16 protein-coding genes, 1 tRNA gene and 2 pseudogenes are annotated in these 16,920 nt (G+C 66.7%); 13 read left to right on the top strand and 6 right to left on the bottom strand.

What is annotated here, in order from left to right; translation table 11 throughout:
- Nucleotides 1-519 precede the first annotated feature (519 nt).
- The 6 genes and pseudogenes from L0U85_RS07010 to L0U85_RS07035 all read left to right on the top strand — a co-directional run bounded on the left by L0U85_RS07010 (nucleotide 520) and on the right by L0U85_RS07035 (nucleotide 4,744).
- A tRNA-Leu gene (locus tag L0U85_RS07010) sits at nucleotides 520-602 on the top strand.
- A gap of 518 nt (nucleotides 603-1,120) precedes the next feature.
- A complete protein-coding gene (locus L0U85_RS07015; RefSeq protein ID WP_241377044.1) occupies nucleotides 1,121-2,770 on the top strand; it encodes an ATP-binding protein in 1,650 nt (549 codons plus the stop codon).
- A complete protein-coding gene (locus L0U85_RS07020) occupies nucleotides 2,770-3,204 on the top strand; it encodes a roadblock/LC7 domain-containing protein (protein ID WP_241377045.1) in 435 nt (144 codons plus the stop codon). Before L0U85_RS07015 ends, L0U85_RS07020 begins: the two co-directional genes overlap by 1 nt.
- The gene (locus L0U85_RS07025) at nucleotides 3,204-3,575 is read left to right on the top strand and encodes a DUF742 domain-containing protein (RefSeq protein WP_241377046.1); all 372 of its coding nucleotides are present in this window, start codon (nucleotides 3,204-3,206) and stop codon (nucleotides 3,573-3,575) included. The genes L0U85_RS07020 and L0U85_RS07025 overlap by 1 nt, the downstream gene beginning before the upstream one ends.
- Nucleotides 3,553-4,146, top strand: a pseudogene (locus L0U85_RS07030) (ATP/GTP-binding protein); the annotation flags it as partial. The gene L0U85_RS07025 and the pseudogene L0U85_RS07030, both read left to right, overlap by 23 nt.
- A 22-nt stretch (nucleotides 4,147-4,168) precedes the next feature.
- The gene (locus L0U85_RS07035) at nucleotides 4,169-4,744 is read left to right on the top strand and encodes a GAF domain-containing protein (protein WP_241377047.1); all 576 of its coding nucleotides are present in this window, start codon (nucleotides 4,169-4,171) and stop codon (nucleotides 4,742-4,744) included.
- Nucleotides 4,745-4,820: 76 nt separating this feature from the next.
- On the opposite strand, the gene L0U85_RS07040 is transcribed toward L0U85_RS07035, so the two are convergent.
- Nucleotides 4,821-6,014: an acyl-CoA dehydrogenase family protein gene (locus tag L0U85_RS07040; protein WP_241377048.1), complete on the bottom strand. Its 1,194-nt coding sequence runs from the start codon at nucleotides 6,012-6,014 to the stop codon at nucleotides 4,821-4,823.
- Between the two features lie 404 nt (nucleotides 6,015-6,418).
- Here L0U85_RS07040 and L0U85_RS07045 point away from each other — a divergent pair, with 404 nt between their 5' ends.
- The 3 genes from L0U85_RS07045 (at nucleotide 6,419) to L0U85_RS21185 (ending at nucleotide 9,410) form a co-directional block, all read left to right on the top strand.
- Nucleotides 6,419-8,143 carry a bifunctional metallophosphatase/5'-nucleotidase gene (locus L0U85_RS07045; protein WP_241377049.1) on the top strand — a complete coding sequence of 575 codons (1,725 nt, stop codon included), beginning with the start codon at nucleotides 6,419-6,421 and terminating at the stop codon, nucleotides 8,141-8,143.
- A gap of 140 nt (nucleotides 8,144-8,283) precedes the next feature.
- Nucleotides 8,284-9,093 carry a Bax inhibitor-1/YccA family protein gene (locus tag L0U85_RS07050; protein WP_241377050.1) on the top strand — a complete coding sequence of 270 codons (810 nt, stop codon included), beginning with the start codon at nucleotides 8,284-8,286 and terminating at the stop codon, nucleotides 9,091-9,093.
- Between the two features lie 32 nt (nucleotides 9,094-9,125).
- Nucleotides 9,126-9,410 carry a hypothetical protein gene (locus tag L0U85_RS21185; RefSeq protein ID WP_347177381.1) on the top strand — a complete coding sequence of 95 codons (285 nt, stop codon included), beginning with the start codon at nucleotides 9,126-9,128 and terminating at the stop codon, nucleotides 9,408-9,410.
- A 50-nt stretch (nucleotides 9,411-9,460) separates the two neighbouring features.
- Here the strand turns inward: L0U85_RS21185 and L0U85_RS21190 are convergent.
- Together L0U85_RS21190 and L0U85_RS07065 are read right to left on the bottom strand one after the other, a co-directional pair.
- Nucleotides 9,461-9,574 (bottom strand): annotated as a pseudogene (locus tag L0U85_RS21190) (DUF397 domain-containing protein); the annotation flags it as partial.
- A 137-nt stretch (nucleotides 9,575-9,711) separates the two neighbouring features.
- Nucleotides 9,712-9,969, bottom strand: a complete 258-nt coding sequence (locus tag L0U85_RS07065) for a hypothetical protein (protein WP_241377052.1) — start codon at nucleotides 9,967-9,969, stop codon at nucleotides 9,712-9,714.
- A 368-nt stretch (nucleotides 9,970-10,337) separates the two neighbouring features.
- Between L0U85_RS07065 and L0U85_RS07070 the strand changes: the two genes are divergently transcribed.
- From L0U85_RS07070 to L0U85_RS07085, 4 genes are all read left to right on the top strand, one after another.
- Nucleotides 10,338-10,691 carry a lactococcin 972 family bacteriocin gene (locus tag L0U85_RS07070; protein ID WP_241377053.1) on the top strand — a complete coding sequence of 118 codons (354 nt, stop codon included), beginning with the start codon at nucleotides 10,338-10,340 and terminating at the stop codon, nucleotides 10,689-10,691.
- A gap of 282 nt (nucleotides 10,692-10,973) precedes the next feature.
- On the top strand, nucleotides 10,974-11,960 hold the full coding sequence (locus L0U85_RS07075) for a hypothetical protein (protein WP_241377054.1): 987 nt from the start codon (nucleotides 10,974-10,976) through the stop codon (nucleotides 11,958-11,960).
- Nucleotides 11,957-13,291 carry a hypothetical protein gene (locus L0U85_RS07080; RefSeq protein WP_241377055.1) on the top strand — a complete coding sequence of 445 codons (1,335 nt, stop codon included), beginning with the start codon at nucleotides 11,957-11,959 and terminating at the stop codon, nucleotides 13,289-13,291. The genes L0U85_RS07075 and L0U85_RS07080 overlap by 4 nt, the downstream gene beginning before the upstream one ends.
- A gap of 2 nt (nucleotides 13,292-13,293) precedes the next feature.
- The gene (locus L0U85_RS07085; protein ID WP_241377056.1) at nucleotides 13,294-13,959 is read left to right on the top strand and encodes an ABC transporter ATP-binding protein; all 666 of its coding nucleotides are present in this window, start codon (nucleotides 13,294-13,296) and stop codon (nucleotides 13,957-13,959) included.
- A 110-nt stretch (nucleotides 13,960-14,069) separates the two neighbouring features.
- Here L0U85_RS07085 and L0U85_RS07090 read toward each other — a convergent pair whose 3' ends face one another.
- The 3 genes from L0U85_RS07090 to L0U85_RS07100 are packed head-to-tail and all read right to left on the bottom strand — an operon-like array spanning nucleotide 14,070 to nucleotide 16,721.
- On the bottom strand, nucleotides 14,070-14,699 hold the full coding sequence (locus tag L0U85_RS07090) for a hypothetical protein (protein WP_241377057.1): 630 nt from the start codon (nucleotides 14,697-14,699) through the stop codon (nucleotides 14,070-14,072).
- On the bottom strand, nucleotides 14,692-15,960 hold the full coding sequence (locus L0U85_RS07095; protein ID WP_241377058.1) for a hypothetical protein: 1,269 nt from the start codon (nucleotides 15,958-15,960) through the stop codon (nucleotides 14,692-14,694). Before L0U85_RS07095 ends, L0U85_RS07090 begins: the two co-directional genes overlap by 8 nt.
- The gene (locus L0U85_RS07100; protein ID WP_241377059.1) at nucleotides 15,957-16,721 is read right to left on the bottom strand and encodes an ATP-binding cassette domain-containing protein; all 765 of its coding nucleotides are present in this window, start codon (nucleotides 16,719-16,721) and stop codon (nucleotides 15,957-15,959) included. Before L0U85_RS07100 ends, L0U85_RS07095 begins: the two co-directional genes overlap by 4 nt.
- Nucleotides 16,722-16,920: the final 199 nt, after the last annotated feature.

The raw sequence follows: 16,920 nt of genomic DNA on the forward strand, positions 1-16,920 counted from the left end.
TGACCTTCGACTTCTCGCTCCGCACCGACCCGTTCGCCTTCATCCTCGCCATCACACACCCCCTCCGTCATCCAAGCTTTCGAACAATCTCCCTGATTCCGACTGTTCGTCCTATACTTCAATGATACGGGCCTGACCAGCGGAAATCATCACCCGACAGGGGGAGAAAACCCTCATGTTCGGGGCCCGGACCGCCTGCCGCACAACACAACACGAGCAGAGCTCACCCGCCAAAGCCACCCGGCGCGCACCCGACCCCCGCACCGCACCCCGGGAAAGCCCGCCACCTCTCCGTCGCCGCCGCCCTTGGTGCAGAGGAACCATCCGCGCCCGCTTGGAGCCTCCAACGCGACAAGGGCCATTTCCGGGCTCCTCAGGAGCGATCGCCGGACCTCCGGGTGACCTTTCTCCTCCTGTCGTACTCCCGACAAAACCGGTTCCGTCCAGCTCTTCGGTCCCAACCCACGGATTTCAGGTAACCACTGGGCCCGAAATCCCGCTAGCGTGGCTTGCATACGAGCCCGAGTGGTGGAATCTGGTAGACACAGTCAGCTTAAAACTGGCCGTCGCGCGGCTTGCGGGTTCGAGTCCCGTCTCGGGCACTACTGGGAGTATGCAAGGCTGCCAAGAGAATCGGTGACAACCTAACGTCGATCCATGTTCTGCGGGGTACAAGCGGAATCGATCACTGTCGACTCCATCACTTGGAGCCACTCACGATCGGGTGGCGCTCCAGGCCGCCTCCGCGGCTGCGCACACTTCGCACAGTGAACGAGTCCCTGGTCAGCGGTGTGCGCTGGTGGAGGATGTGCCGGTACTCGACCCCGAGTCTGGTTCATCTCGATGTTGACTGAGATGGGTATGCATGCTATCCAGGGTATGAGCGCTGATATCATCGTGTCGAAACGGGCAGTTGGAATCGAATCCCTTCTGCTGCAATGACTTTGCCACTCCATTGGTATCGCGAAGTCGATTGGCCTGTGTCGTGAGGATGGCGATGCCCGAAACACCTCGGTCCACAACCCATACTTATCAACAAGACGGACCGGCGCAGGGCCGTTCCGCCAAAGTCCCCGGCGGATCTGCGGAACTCAAGTCCCGCTTGCTGCGCCTTGCCGTCATGCCTTTGGCAGCCACGACCGTTCTCGGTGTGGGGGCCGCGGTGTTCCTGGCGCGCACCGGTTCTGCTTCGGACCCGGCCTGGATGCCGGCCATGGTGCTCGGCGCCGCCGCCCTGCTCCTATGCATAGTCGTCTATTTGTCGATCCACTCCGCGTTGAAGATCGACGCCGACCTCGGCCATCGGATCGCGACCGTACGACGCTCTACTGTGGAATCGCATTATCAGATCTGGCAGACTCTGGAAGAGCTCCAGCGGACCGTTCCGCCCGAGCAGCGCTGGTCCGTCCCCATGCCCGCAGAGCCTCGTCAGGGCCTCCACACGGCCGAGGCCATCGGTGCGCTCGCCGTCGAGGCGCATCAGCTCCGCCAGGTCGCCGGCGCCCTCGCCGGCCGCGGCGTCCCGGCCCGGCCCTCCGCCCAGACCGGCCCGATCGACACGGACGTCCACCCTCGCGTCGGCATCTTCGTCAACCTCGCGCGCCGCCTCCAGTCCCTCGTCCACCGCGAGATCGAGCAGCTCGACGAGCTCGAGAACCAGGTCGAGGACCCCGACCTCCTCAAGGGTCTGTTCTCCGTGGACCACCTCGCCACCCGCATCCGGCGCCACGCCGAGAACCTCGCCGTCCTCGGCGGCGCCACCTCGCACCGCCAGTGGAGCCGGCCGGTCAACGTCTACGAGGCGCTCCGAAGCGCCGTCGCGGAGGTCGAGCAGTACGCCCGCGTCAAACTCGTGCGCCCCATCGAGGGCACCCTCAAGGGCCACGCCGTCGCCGACGTCATCCACCTCGTCGCCGAGCTCGTCGAGAACGCCACCACCTTCTCTGCCCCGCAGACGCAGGTCCTCATCCGGGTCCAGCGCGTCCGCTCCGGCCTCGCCATCGAGGTCGAGGACCGCGGCCTCGGCATCGAACAGCATGAACGCGACCGCTACAACAAGATGCTGTCATCGCCCGACGACGTCGACCTCGACGAGCTCCTCGCCGACGGCCGCATCGGGCTGTACGTGGTCTCGTCGCTGGCCCGTCGCCACAACCTCACCGTCCAGCTGCAGACCAACATCTTCGGTGGCACCCAGGCGATCGCCGTGCTCGGCGAGGACCTCCTCGGCGAGGCCCCCGAGCGCCCCGCCCCCAGGGAGATCCCCGCCGAGCCCGCCCAGCAGCAGATGCCGACCCGGGCCCCCTCCCCGCCGCCCTCGCTCCCGGCGCTCCCGTCGGTCCAGCTCGGCTCCTCCCTGTCGGACACCGGCCGCCACGCCCGCCCCCAGCCCGTGGCCGGCAACGGCATCCAGGCCGGATACACCCCGCCGCCGCAGAGTCCGGCACCCGTTCCCGCGTTCTCGACCGTCCCGTCCGCTCCCGGCTACGAGACGGTCGCGGCGGCCGCCGTCAACGGCTCCAACCACGCGCCGGCCCCCGGACCGGAGGCCGACACCCGCCCTGCACTGCCGAAGCGCAACAAGCAGGCCCACCTGGCGCCGCAGCTGCGCGACGCGCCGCAGCAGGTCCAGCGCGGGTCCGAGTCCGGCCACGACCCCCGGCTGATGAAGGCGTTCCAGCAAGGCCGGTTCCGGGCCGACGCACAGGACGAACCCCAGATTCCCACTTCGGACAGTTCTGTTACTCCAAACCGACACGAGGAGGCCTAATGGCAGGCGATGAGGCAGCGGCGCAAGCGACGGATCTAGGTTGGCTGCTGGCCGGCCTGATAAAACGGGTGCCCAACACCCGCAGCGCCCTCCTGCTGTCCTCGGACGGCATCAAGAAGGCGTTCCACGGGCTCACCACGGACCAGGCCGACCAGCTCTCCGCGATCGCTTCGGGAATGTTCTCCCTGGCGAGGAGCGCGGGCGCCCAGTTCGGTTCGGCAGGTGGCGTCAGGCAGGTCGTCGCCGAGCTCGACGACACGCTGCTGTTCGTCTCCACCGCCGGCTCCGGCGCGGTCCTGGCCGTCATGGCTGGGCGCGACGCCGACGCCGGCGTGCTCGGATACGAGATGTCGATCCTGGTCAAGAGCGTTCGGCCCTACCTGGAGACGCCCGTCCGCCGACCCGCGGCCACCAGCGGTGAAATGGTGGGCTGATGTCCGATTTCGAGGACCATCCGCTGCTCGACGACGACGCCGGTCCGCTGGTCCGTCCGTATACGGTCAGCAACGGACGCACCGCCCCGACCGCGAAGCTGGACCTGCTCTCGCTGGTTCGCTCGACCGGGCAGCTGAGGCCCTCGCAATTGGAGGCCGAGCACGCCGAGGCGCTGCTGCTGTGCCGGGAGCCGATCTCGGTGGCCGAGGTCTCGGCCCATCTTCGGCTCCCCGCCATGGTCATTAAGGTATTGCTGTCCGACCTAGTCGACTGCGGCGCCGTCACCGCCCACTCGCCCGACCCCGCCGTAGATCCCACCGACCGAACCGTATTGGAGGCACTCCTCAATGGCCTACAACGGCGACTCTGACCATTCGCCTGCACAACCACAGCCACCCTTGCCCACCGCGATCAAACTCCTCATCGCCGGGGGTTTTGGAGTCGGCAAGACCACCTTTGTCGGTTCGGTGAGCGAGATCGAACCGCTCAGCACCGAGGAGACCATCACCACTGCGAGCATCGGCACCGACGACCTCACCGGCCTGGGGGAAAAGGTGACCACCACTGTCGCTCTCGACTTCGGGCGCATCACGCTGGACCAGCGCCACATCCTGTACCTGTTCGGCACCCCGGGGCAGGACCGGTTCTGGTTCATGTGGAACGAGCTGTCCGACGGCGCGTTCGGCGCGGTCGTCCTGGCGGACACCCGGAGGCTGGAGGACTGCTTCGCCGCGCTGGACTTCTTCGAGCGACGCGGCACGCAGTTCATCGTGGCGGTAAACGAGTTCGAGGGGTCGTACCACTACGACCCCGAGGAAGTGCGCACCGCCCTGGACCTCAAACCGAATACCCCGATCGTCTGCTGCGATGCTCGCGATCCACGTTCCGCAACACTGGTGCTGGTCACGCTGACCAAGCACCTCATGTCGGCCGCGTCTGCGACCGTCCGGTTAGGAGCCCTGCATGACCACACCCGAGAAAGACTTCCGACTCACCATCACGCCCGACGACCCCCGCGCGCCCGATCGGGTCCGGAGGCTCCGCGAGCTCGGGATCGGCGACGATCCCGACCCGGAGTTCGACGATCTGGCCAAGCAGCTCACCGAGATCACCGGCGCGCCCTACGCGATGGTGAACTTCATCGACGAGGACCGCCAGTACTTCGCGGGCCTGGCCGCCCCGGACGGCGGCGACGCCTCTCAGGCCTTGGCGGGCGCAGAGCCGCCGCCCGAGGTCGGACGTGAGATGGACCGCGACCACGGCTACTGCCCGCATGTGGTGGTGCGCGGCAAGGCCCTCGTCCTCGGGGACGTCTGCGACTATCCGCGCTTCGCCGGCAACCCGGTGGTCGACAAGATCGGGATCCGCTCCTACATGGGCGCGCCGCTGATCGACGACGACGGCAACACCTTGGGGACCGTCTGCGTGGTCGACACCGAGACTCACGAGTGGGGCCGTCCCGGCCTCGACGTCATCAAGGAGATGGCCGCGAAGGTCATGGACCGCATCCGCGAGCGCAAGAAGCAGGGCGAGATGTAGCAGGAGAGGAGGCAGCGTCCGCCGCCTCCTCCGTGACCGCGCGGGGCAAGGTCTGGCCGATCCTCCAGACTTGCCCTTATCCGACCGCGACCGGCTCGCCTCCGACGATCTTCTCGGACCACTGGCCCCTGGAGCGCCCGAGGGCCTCTTCTGCGAGGCGCAGGCGCTGGACGTCCGAGGTGCCCGCGGGCGCGAAGATGTGGAAGGCGTCCCTGAGGTACCGCTCGATCGGCCTGTCGGTCGACAGGCCGGCCGCGGCGTGGATCTCCATGGCCTCCCTCGCCGAGTCGAGCGCCGACTCGACGTTGACGAGCTTGGCGTTCATCAGTTCCACATCGCAAGGCAGGCCCTTGTCGAGCAGGTGAACGGCGTGGTACGCGGTGATGCGCGCCGTCATCAGCCTGGATTGGATCTGCCCGATCTTCTGCTTGATGTTGTCCAGTTCGCTGATGGGCTTGCCGTAGAGCGTGCGTTCCGATGCGTACTTGACGGTCGCTTCGAGGATCGCCTGGTGGATCCCGAGAGACACGGCGGTCAGGTTCGACCGTCCGTAGAGGATGGAGGAGGAGTACGCGACCGAGAGCCCGTCTCCTTCGGTGCTGAGCATGTTCGTCGCCGGGACTCGGCAGTTCTCGAACAGCAGCTCCCCGAAGCTGAAGCCGTGCAGGCCCATCGTCGACTGCTGGGGGGCGAGGGCGAAGCCCGGCCGGTCCGACTCCACCAGGAACGCCGACAGCCCCTTAGATCCGGGCCCGGTGCGCACCACCACACCGTGCAGGTCGCCGACGTGGCTGTTTCCGACGAAGACCTTGTGGCCGTTGAGGATGTAATCGCTCCCGTCCCGGACCGCGGTGGTCTGCATGCCGAGGACGTGGCCGCCGGAGACGGTCTCGGTGACCGCGATCGTGGGCAGGCACCGTCCGGAGGCGATGGCGGGGAGCCAGGTCTTCTTCTGGACCTCGTTGCCGAAGTGGAGGATCTTGGCGACACCGAGCTGGGAGGCCTGCACCATGGCTCCCATCGCGCCGGAGACGCGGGAGAGCTCCTCGATGATGATGGTCTTCGCCAAGTGGCCCATGCCCATACCGCCGTATTCGCGGCCCACGGTGACGCCGATCCAGCCTTGGCGGGCGATCATTCTCGACAATCGGCGGTGGACGGCCTTCTTGTTCTCCATTTCAGGGATGCGGGGCCTGACTTCGCGTTCGGCGAAGTCCCTGACCGCGCTCCTGAGAGCGTCGTGTTGGTCGTCGGTGAAGTAGCCGGTCATAGGTTACCCCCTGTGGGCAGCTAATGCTCGCCAAAGACCGCTCGGTCAGCAGCCCCCACCATGAGACACGACGAGCTGTTACATGAATTTGTCTCGGAGTGACTGTAGCAACCGCTATCGCGTGGGGCAAGGGTGAGCAATGTGGACATAGCGCTGTTACGAGCCGGTAACATACCGTTGGGGCCCAAGGGAAATGAATACGGTTGACTACTCTCAGAATTCGAGACTGAGGGTGCGCTCTGCATATGCATGTGATAGCGGAGGCCTTCTCGGATCGCCTCTGGGGCTTTATCGGGCTTTTGCCAAGCCGTTATGCCACATTGTTGCGCGCGCAATGGTCCCATGATTGGATCACCATTGAGGCGGCATGCCCGCCATCCCCCACACGACTCCCCGGGAGCGCAATGTTCAAGTCCAAATCAAAACGTCACATGGCCGGGGCGGCCGCGCTTGCGGTGGTCACCATGGCCGTCGGCGCCTGGTCCTGGTTCCCCGGACACGGGCCGGGACACGGCCACGGCCGCGAGGTCGACCTCCAGCTGCTGGCCATCAACGACTTCCACGGCAACATCGAGGCCTCCGACGGTCTCACCTACGAGGTCGACGGCGAAGAGGTCTCCGCGGGCGGCGCCGAGTACCTCGCCACCTATCTCGAAGAGGCCCGCGAGGGCGAGAAGTACAGCACGACCGTCGCCGCCGGCGACCTCATAGGAGCCAGCCCCTTCCTTTCGGCCGCGTTCGGCGACGAGCCCACCATCGAGTCCCTCAACGCCATGGGCGTCGAGGTCTCCAGCGTCGGCAACCACGAGTTCGACAAGGGCATCGACGACCTCTACCGCCACATCGAGGGTGAAGGCGACTACGAGGGCGCGGCCTTCCCGTTCCTGGGCGCCAACGTCGTCGACGAGGAGACCGGCGAGCCGGTCATCGAACCGTACTGGATCAAGAAGTTCCGCGGCGGCGTCAAGGTCGGCTTCATCGGCATGACCCTGGAGGGCACCGGCGACATCGTCGCCAAGTCCGGCATCGAGGGCATCGAGTTCCTCGACGAGGTCGAGACCGCGAACAAGTACGCCAAAGAGCTCCAGCGCAAGGGCGTCAACTCGATCGTGGTCCTGCTCCACGAGGGCGGCTACCCCGTCGAAGAGGACACCGGCCACGACTGCGAGTCGCTCGACGGCTCCGGGGTCGGCATGTCCGGGCCCATCGTCGACATCGCCGAGACCATGTCCTCCAAGGTGGACATGATCGTCACCGGCCACACGCACCAGGAGTACGTCTGCTCGGTGCCCGACCCGGCCGGTCAGCCCCGCATGGTCACCTCCGCGTCCTCCTACGGCCGCGTGTTCACCGAGATCGAGGCAACCTACGACAGGCGCACCAGGGACATCGTGCGCTCCTCGGTGACCGGCTCCAACACCGTCGTCGAGCGCGACGTCGAGGCCGATCAGGTCCAGTCCGACCTCATCGCCGGCTACCAGGACGAGGTCGAGGAAGTCGCCGGCCGCAAGGTCGGCTACATCGCCGAGGACATCACGCGCGGAGCCACCCGCGCCGAGGAGTTCCCCCTCGGCAGCCTCATCGCCGACGCCCAGCTCGACCGCACCGCCGACCCCGACATCGGCGGCGCCCAGATCGCGTTCATGAACCCCGGCGGCGTCCGCGCCGACCTGCTCTACGACGAGGGCGAGCCGGGAGTGGTCACCTACGCCGAGCTGTACAGCGTCCAGCCGTTCAACAACTACCTGGTCACCATGGACCTCACCGGCGAGCAGATCCTCACGCTGCTCCAGCAGCAGCTGCCGAGCGAGGACCGGGGGACGACCTTGTTCCTCCAGGTCTCCGAGGGCTTCACCTACACCTGGGACACCTCACTGGAGGGCGCCGACCAGATCGTGGCCGACTCGCTCATGCTCAACGGCGAGCCGATCGCGGCCGACCAGTCCTACCGGGTGACGGTCAACTCGTTCCTGGCCGACGGCGGCGACTCGTTCTACGTCCTCGCCGAGGGCGAGAACCGTCTGTTCGGCGAGGTCGACCTCGTCGCGTTCGAAGCGTGGTTCGGCGAGAACTCCACGCCGGACAACCCGGTCGAAGCGCCTGAAACGGGCAGGGTCAACCTCATCTAGTCGAGAGAATTCCAAGCGGCGGAGGACGCGAAGTCCTCCGCCGCTTCTACGTATCCGAGCGGCGACCGGATAGTCTAGGGATGCCCTGACATATACGGAGGACCGGAGACATGCAGAGCGGAAACTCATCCCTCAGAAACATGATGAAGAACCAGCACGCCGACCAGCGCATGGGCGCGGCGTACGGACCTTACGGGCAGATGACCCAGGCGCCGCAGGTCGAGGCCATGCGGATCGACGACGTCATCGTCCGCACCGTCGCGCTCGTCGCGGCGACCTTCGTCGCGGCCATGGTGACCTGGTCGATGGTGTACCCGAACCTGCCACCGGAGGGCGCCGAGTTCATCACCGCCGAGCAGCAGTCGGCCCTGAACACCGCCATGACGCTCGGCACGATCGGCATGTTCGTCGGTCTCGGCGTCATCATCTTCTCGATGTTCAAGCCGATCACCAACCCGTTCGTCTGCTTCGTCTACGCCATCGGACAGGGTCTGCTCCTGGGCGGCGTCAGCGCTTTCTTCGAGTCCCGGTTCGAGGGCATCGTCGTCAACGCCTTGCTCGGTACCGTCCTGGTCTTCGGCGGGATGCTGGCGCTGTACAAGTTCCGCATCCTGAGGAACTCGCCGATGTTCACCAAGGTCATGGTGGGTGCCGGCTTCGGCATCTTCGCGCTGATCATGGTCAACTTCGTAGCGGGCATGTTCGGCGCCAACCTCGGACTGTTCGCCGCTCCCGGTGAGTCGGTCTCGGCGATCCAGTGGATCATCGCCATCGGCATCACCGTCTGGGCGGCGTTCTCGTTCATCCTCGACTTCGACATGATCGAGCAGTCCGCCGCCGCAGGCGCGCCCAAGAAGTTCGCCTGGGCAGGGGCCTTCGGTCTCACCGCCGGGCTCATCTTCCTGTACTGGAACCTGCTCCGCCTGCTCAGCTACTTCCAAGGCGACTAGCCTCCGCTGTGGACCGGACGTTGGAGCGGGCGATCGGGCGCGTCGTGGAAGGCACGCGCCACTGGTCGCCCGCCCGTTGGTCTCAAGGGGAGCGCGCCGAGGCGATGCACGCCCTCGTGCAGGCGCTCGCCGACGTGTGCGCCGATGTCGAGGGTGAGCCCAGGCGTGAGGTCCCGCGGCTGCCCAGCGACCTCAGTCTGCCCGACCAGCTGCAAGTGGTCGGCCTCGATCTGCTCGACGTGGCCGACAAGCTCACCCCGGTGCAGCGCGACGAGATCGACGCCGCCGTCAAGACGGCCCGCGCCGCCCTGTTCTGAGCGCGGGCCGATCGGGCATGTAGCGATCGGGTTCTAGCGCTCCAGCATGGCGAGTCGGCCGACCGGGTCGGCGAGGACTCGCGCAGCTTGGTGTCACGCACCTGGACCACACCCGCGTGGACGCGGACCTCGACGCAGGCCTCGTCGGCGCCGCCGCTGCGAGAGGAAGTCTCCCAGGGTCAGGCTTGTGGTGTCCGATCTGCCGCGGTGCCTTCGCTCGTTACCTCACCGAAGCGGCTCTCGCAGGCTCAAGGAACCGGTTCACGACACTGGACTACCTGCGGGCCTCGTGGACCGACGGTCAGTTCGCCGCCGACTCCATGCCGTTGCGGGGGACTTCCTGTCCGAACGGCAGGACCTTGCGAGGATCGATGAGTCCGCTGACCGATGCCAGGACGATCAACTGCTCGTTCGTGTCGACCTTGAATCGGTCCCGCAGATCGCGGAGGCGGCGGCGCAGGTGCGTCGACGAGCATCCGATCCATTCGGCCGCGGCGTCGCGGCTCGGGGCGCAGATGACGCAGGCGAGCAGCTCGACATCGCTTGCCGTGAAACTCACAGTGGTCGCGGGAGGAGATGAGACCATCACTCTGCTCTCTTCGCTTGGGGTGCAGCGGGGGAGTCCTGCCGCATGCAACGGCGGCCACCTAAATGTAACAAAGCAACTGCGAATAGTGTGGTCTACGCAAACCGCATAAGTCGTGGAGCGCAGCAAGAGTGCTCGAAGTCTCCTGCGACGGGCGGACGCACGATGTGCGGAACCGAACGTCGCGCTTGTGGACGGTGTCGCGCCCTCGATAGGTTGAAGTGGACAAGGGCGCACGACCGAGAAGTTCCCACACCACCGGCCGTGCGCCGTGAAACAGCCGCGTCACCGAGGCGAACTCGATGACCAGCGGCCCCAAGATCATTCTAGGAGGACTTCGGATGACGCTAGTCAGACGAGTCATTACGGCCACCGTGATGGCGGCGGCCCTGCTGGGCGCCAGCGCCGGCGCCGCGAGCGCCGAGGACATCGGCGGGGCTGTCCAGGAGGGCGGCGTCTCGATCGCCGCCTGCGAGAACGTCGGCGGTGGCACCTGGTGCCACGGCACCCAACCCGACGGCGTGCTCAAGAACTGCTACTCGAACTACACCCACAACAGCAATTACCACAGCTCGACCGCGGCCATGGCGGGCGGAGTCTCCAAGCGGTTCGCCAGCGCCGGGTACACGTCCCGGGCCGACGTCACCGCCGGCTGGGCCTACACCTGCTACACGTATTACAACCCGAACGCTTGATCAGGTCGGGCTGAAGTCCCGCAGTCGATCGCGTCGCGACGGCGTCGGCCCCGGCATGTCCGGGTCCGACGCCGTCGCGACGGTCGACCCGCACCAGGCTTCCCTTGTGGTCCCGAGTGGTGATTGCATACGTGGTATGCTCACCTGACGGCGATGAATGCACTAGTTTAATCCTTATGTCCCCCAAAGCAACCATAGGAAGAGGGCGTGTCGCCCGCCCTGTGCCGAGCGCGGATCACCAGTCCGGTGTACCGACCTGCCTGACAGGAATTGCGAACATCTATGAGACTGACTCTCTCGGTTCTCTTCATGGGCATGCTGCTCGCCATCCCGGCGGTTGTGATCGCCGATTCGGCCTTCGAACGGGAATCACAGAGCCAGGCCGCCATCACCGGCATCGGGACCGAGTTTCTCTGGCCGGACGACTCCCGGGCGGCCGACCCCGAGGCGGCGCTGCGCATCCTCTCCGAGGCGGCCGAAGCCACCGGGTCCAATGTGCTGCGAACCTCGGTGGGCACTTCCGAGTCCGGGAGGAAGCGCATCGCGCACTACGTGTTCATGGGTCGGGACGGGACCGGCCTGTTCGACGAGTTCACGCTCGCGGACGGGCGCTGGCTTTCGCCGGCCGAGTCGCGCCTCGGATCGGCGACGGTCTCCTCGGCGCGCACCGGTGAGGACGGCAACGTGGGTGTGCCCGCGGTCTTCGCAGGCCGGTACGAGCTGACGTTCGCGCCGCTGAGTCAAGCGTACGAGTCCCTGCCGGTCGCGGGCAGGTACGCCGTCGAGGCCCCCGACGCCGCCGCCGCGGACCGCTTCCTCACCCTCGTCCTACAGCGACTCGGCGAAGCGGGGCTCGACGAGATCTCCGCTGAAGACCTCACGCCGGGCGGCGCACAGGGCTCCGTCCACGGCAACCGCGGCCTGATGGTCCTGGCCTACCTCCTCGCAGGGGCCGCCGTGCTCGTAGTCGCCTTCATCCTCCTGCGAGAGGGGAAGCGGATCGGCGTGCTGCGGTTGACCGGACACTCCCCGATGCGGATCTGGTACAGGGTCGTGGGCCGACTGCAGATCGCATCAGTCCTCATCGGACTGGCAGCCTGCGCGGTCGTCGCGCTCGCAGTCCCCGGCGTCGACGCCTGGTTCCTCAGGGCCCTCGCCGTAGCGTGGGCCGAGGTCGCGGTGGCCGCGTTCGCGGCCACGATGGTCGTCGGGCTGGTCATCGTCCATCGCGTGCAAATCGCCGATCTCATCAAAGGAAGCCTCCAGTGAACGATCAGACGCGGACCACGGACCGGGCAAGGCGCCGTTCGTCATTCGGCCCGGCGATAGCGGTGCCGGCGGTGGCGAAGGCCGTCTGCGGGGCGCTGCTGGCCTTCTTCGCCGTGGCGGTGTGGCAGCAGCTCGCCGACCTGCGGGAGCGACAGGAGCTGAGCGAGGACTGGGCGGACATCCAGGACTACGCGGTCTTCTACCCCTTCGCGATGGGCAACGACAGCGACGAGATGCAGTCCGGCGGCAACGCCACGTCGATAGCTCAGGCACGTGACTTGTATCCGGTCCTCGAAGCGGACGGCGCGCTGTACGTCGACGCGATCAACTACGAGACCGGGGTGCCCGACGACCCCTCGTCGCCCTGGCCGGTGCCGCCGATCCGCGTGAACAGCAACTACATCGAGCAGTACCCGGTCATGGACGAGTCCGGGAGCCCGATCGACGTCGGCCGCGACGAGCAGGCCTGGGTGGTCGCGGTGCCGGAGCAGTACAAGCCGCACGAGGCGCAGCTCAGGGAATTCGTCCAGGCCGCCCGGGCCGGCGGGCCGGGACTCACCGGCGCGGTACAGGCCGAGGAGCGCATAGTCGGCGAACCCGCCCCCGAGCAGTTCACGGACCAGGAGGTCAGGATCATCTGGACGGCCTCGGGGCAGGAGGTGTTCTCCTTCAACTCGAATGTGAACCCCGAGGGCGGCAATACGATCACCGACCCCGTCATCGAGATCATGACCCCCGCGAACAGCCTGACGGTGGACCGGCTCAATGCGATCACCGGCGAGATCAACGCCCCCTTGAAGGTCCGTGTCGACGGTGACCCCGCGGCCGCGCTCGGCGAGCTCACGCCGCTACTGCGGGAGCTCAGGCTCGACGACAACCTGCAGCACCTGGTGACCGGCGAGGAGGCCATGGCCAGGGAGGTCAGCGACATCCGCAGTGGTGTCGCGTGGGTCTCGGCGTTCGCGGCCGGCGCGCTGCTCGTCATGCTCGTGCTGAGCGCGACGCTGGTGTTCATCACCTCGGACCGCCTGCGCAGGAGGATCACCGTGCGAAGGCTCCACGGAGTCGGCTTCACGCGAGCCTACCGGGAGCTGCTCGTCGTCCTGGGCGTGACGTGGCTGGTCCAGGCGCTCCTCGCCGGTGCCGTGCTGGCGTTCTACGAGGTGAGCTCCTCGGGGACGATGCCCGGCGATGAGGCGCGTCCATTCGCCCAGACACCGGAACTCCTCGCCGTCCTCGCCGCCTCGCTGGTGGTCGAGGTCCTGTTCGTCGTCGTGACCGCGTCGATCGTGGAGCGCCGGAACGCCGTCAAGCGCCTGAAGGAGATGTAGCAATGGAAATCCACAGCGAACTCATCGGGGTGCGGAAGCAGTTCGGTGCGCATGCGGTCCTCGAAGGCTTCGATCTCCAGATCGAGGCAGGGGAAATGGTCGCCCTCACCGGACCGAGCGGATCGGGGAAGTCGACGTTGCTCAACATCATCGGCTTGCTGGAGGCGCCCGACCACGGCGAGGTCCGAATTCTCGGCGACAGGGCCCCCAAGCCGCGCAGTCGCGCCGCCAACCGCTACCTTCGCCATCACCTCGGATATCTCTTCCAGAACTACGCGCTCATCGACAGCGCCTCGGTCGAGCACAACCTCGACATCGCGCTCACCTACTCGAGTGAGCGGGGCTCGAAGAAGCGCCGTATCGCCGAAGCGCTCGCGCACGTCGGCCTGCCCGGGGCGGAGAACCGCAGGATCTTCTCGCTGTCGGGCGGGGAGCAGCAGCGTGTCGCCGTAGCGCGGCTGCTGCTGAAGCCCTGCGAGATCGTCTTGGCGGACGAGCCGACGGGATCGCTCGACTTCGAGAACCGCGACATCGTGCTCGGGCTTCTCCGAGAGCTGAACAAGGCCGGCAAGACCGTGGTCATCGCGACCCACGATGAGGCCGTGGTGTCCGCCTGCTCGCGAGCCGTGGACCTGAACGGCACGGGAAGTCGTTCGATCAGCCGCTAGAGGTCCTCGGCGATCCCGCAACCTGGTTCCGCTCGGCGGAGGGCGGCTGGGTCAATGGCCGGCTCCTCCAAAGCAACGGCGGCCTCGGACAGCCACGCCGTCGGGGAGGTTCAGGTCCTCGATCGGAGCAGTCTGCGGGTCCTGTGTCTGCTCACCGCTGAGATCACCAGTGCCGCTGACAGCATCAGCGCGCCGATGCCGACCGTCTTCGCGTCTCCGGGCAGCATGGGGAGGACCCACCAGGCCGTCGTCCTGTCCTGCATGGCTTGCAGACCCAACGCGGTGACGGGCAGGATCGCGATCATCACCAGCACCCACGACTGAGACGGGCCGAGGATACGAGCCGATATCAGCGACAGCGCCGTCCAATAGAACAGGCCCCCGACGAGCTGCGAAGCCGAGTGCGGTCCGTCGTCGACCGCCGCCATCCAGGCGACGACCAGCGCGGCCAATCCCACCAGGCCGATCACGAGCATCCGGGTGTGCAGTGCGACCTTGAGGGCCGACACCGCCTCTCGTTCGGGGAACGGCGAGGTCAGAACCAGCGTGATCGCGCATGAGGCGAAGATCGGGTAGAACCAGAGCAGTCCCACCGCCCCGCCGATGCCGCTGATGGTCGGGAGTGGAACGACCTGGTAGCCCCAGGCCAGGCCTGTCACGGTCAGGGCCGCGAGCAGGCAGAGCACGAGCGGCACCTGGCGGACTCGCAGCCAGAGCCGGAGCGATTGCCGGTCAGACATCGCAAGGGGCCCGCAACTCGGCGACCTTTCCATGCGCCCATTCGAACTGCCGGTCCTCGGGCATGGCGAGCACTTCGTCGATCGAGTCCAGACCGGGGGCCGATACGCCCATGTCGGCGGTTGAGTCGACCTCCATGATGTAGGCGGTGAGCCAGTCGCTCAACTGCCAGTAGGCCGCGGCGAGTCGCTCGGCGTCCGGGTGCTCGGGGCCGACTTCGCAACCGGGGAAACCGGACACGTCCATCGCATAGGCCACCATGCCGTTGGCCGCCCCGAACCCGCCGCCGAAGAACGTCAGCTGGTCGCCCACGTCGCCGCGCATGCCCTCTTCCCAGAATTGGTCCATCCCTTGGTACGGGTCGTTCGGGAGCAACAGGAATTCATCGAGTTCGTTGAACCGTTCGACATAGTCCGCCATCATGGGCAGGTACTTCTCGTGCTCCTGCCAGACGCACACCATGGGGTAGGTGTCGGTGCAGGCGCCGTTGTTCCCGTGGTAGTACCTGGGGACTTGTAGAGGCCCGGCCGTATACGTCATGGTGGCCGCGAGCAGAATCATGCAGCAGACGAGCCCCCAACTGAAGCGTCGGACCACCGCGTGCCGGGACCGGTGCCAGTCGCGTATCGCCCCGGCCGCCAATGCGAGCGCGAGTATCGACAGGGCCAGACCCGCGCGGGCGGCGAGGGCCGACCAGGAGACGACCACATCCGGGTAACCGTAGAGGGTCATCAGCGCGAACCGCTCGTCCGTGTCGCCGAGGAAGACCAGGATCATCATGAACAGCGAGGCGGCGGGCACCGTGAACGGCGACGGGAGCGCGCGGCCCATGAAATAGCCGAACGCGACCGCGAGCAAGGCGATCGACAGCGCCAACAGAATGTAGGTCGGCCAGATCGTCCCGCGGCTCGTTGCCGGCACCGTCATCACCGTCACGACCGCGTAGGCGGCCAAGACGGGCACCCACGCGTAGGACAGGACCGCAGCGAGTGTCACGAGTTCGCGTTTCCAGGGGCTGGTGGCCGAGACCGCCGCCTGCCGGTCCAGGCGCGAAGCCGTCCGGCGGTAGGCGGTCCAGGCCGCCGCGGCCGTCATGAACGGGGCGGCCAGGCCGGTCCCCACCTGCACAGCCGTGCTCGCCTGAGTCCAGACGCCCTCCCAGTGCCCGTACCGCGCGACAAGGTAGGCGCCGATGACCGCGGCGATGACCGGGGCCCACCATTTGGCGGGGGAGCGTCGCAGCTCGGTCCAGAAGACGCTCATCGGCGCACCTCCTCTGCGGCGCCGAGGACGGTGGCGTACGCCCGTTCCAGGTCCGTGGCGCCGGGGGCTTCGGCCTCAGCGACCTCTGCGAAGTCCTTCACCGGACCTGAATGGACGATCTCGCCGGAACGCATGACGGCGACTTCGTCGCAGCAGGCTCCGACGTCCTCGACCAGGTGCGTGCTCAGCAGGACGACCGCTTCGAACCGGGCGGGTATGGAGGTCATGATCTCCCGGAATCCGATCCGCTGCATCGGGTCCAGTCCTACGGTCGGCTCGTCGAGGATGACGACCTTCGGGTCGCCGGCGATCGTGGCGGCGATGCCCGCCCGCTGCCGCATCCCACCCGAGAGCCTGGACATCTTCGTGCTGGCACTGTCGGACATGGCGGTCGCTTCGAGTGCCTCGCGTACCAGGCGGCTTCGGTCCTCGGAACGCACACCGCGCAGCCATGCGCTGTAGTCGACGAACTCCCGCACGGTGAACCCCTTCGGGTAGCCGAACTCCTGAGGCAGGAAGCCCAGTTCGCGTCGGATGGAAGGCAGTTCGCGGGGAACGGTGGCGTCTCTGCCCGCGACGGTGAGCGCACCGGCCCGGACCGGCTCGGCGGTCGCCAGTGTCCGCAGCAGTGTCGTCTTCCCGGCTCCATTGGGACCGAGGAGCCCGGTGACCCCGGGTCGTGCCACGAAGTCGATGCCGTCGAGGACGGTCTTGGTTCCATAACCTTGGACCAGACCACTAGCCTTCAGCAGATTCGTCATAGTCGTCCTTCAACGTGAAGCAAGCGTTTGCATTCGGTGCTGTCGCAGATGGTCGTCTCAAACTGATCATCAGAGAGTCGTCGGGATGGGCTCTCTCGGGGGGCCGGGCAATTCGCCACGAAGCATAACAAGATCGCCCGCGTTGAGTGAGTCTCCGAGATGGACCCTTGTAACGCGATGAGCGCCTACCGGTTCCGTG

Source organism: Glycomyces sp. L485 (genome assembly GCF_022548875.1).
Classification (GTDB): Bacteria; Actinomycetota; Actinomycetes; order Mycobacteriales; family Micromonosporaceae; genus Glycomyces.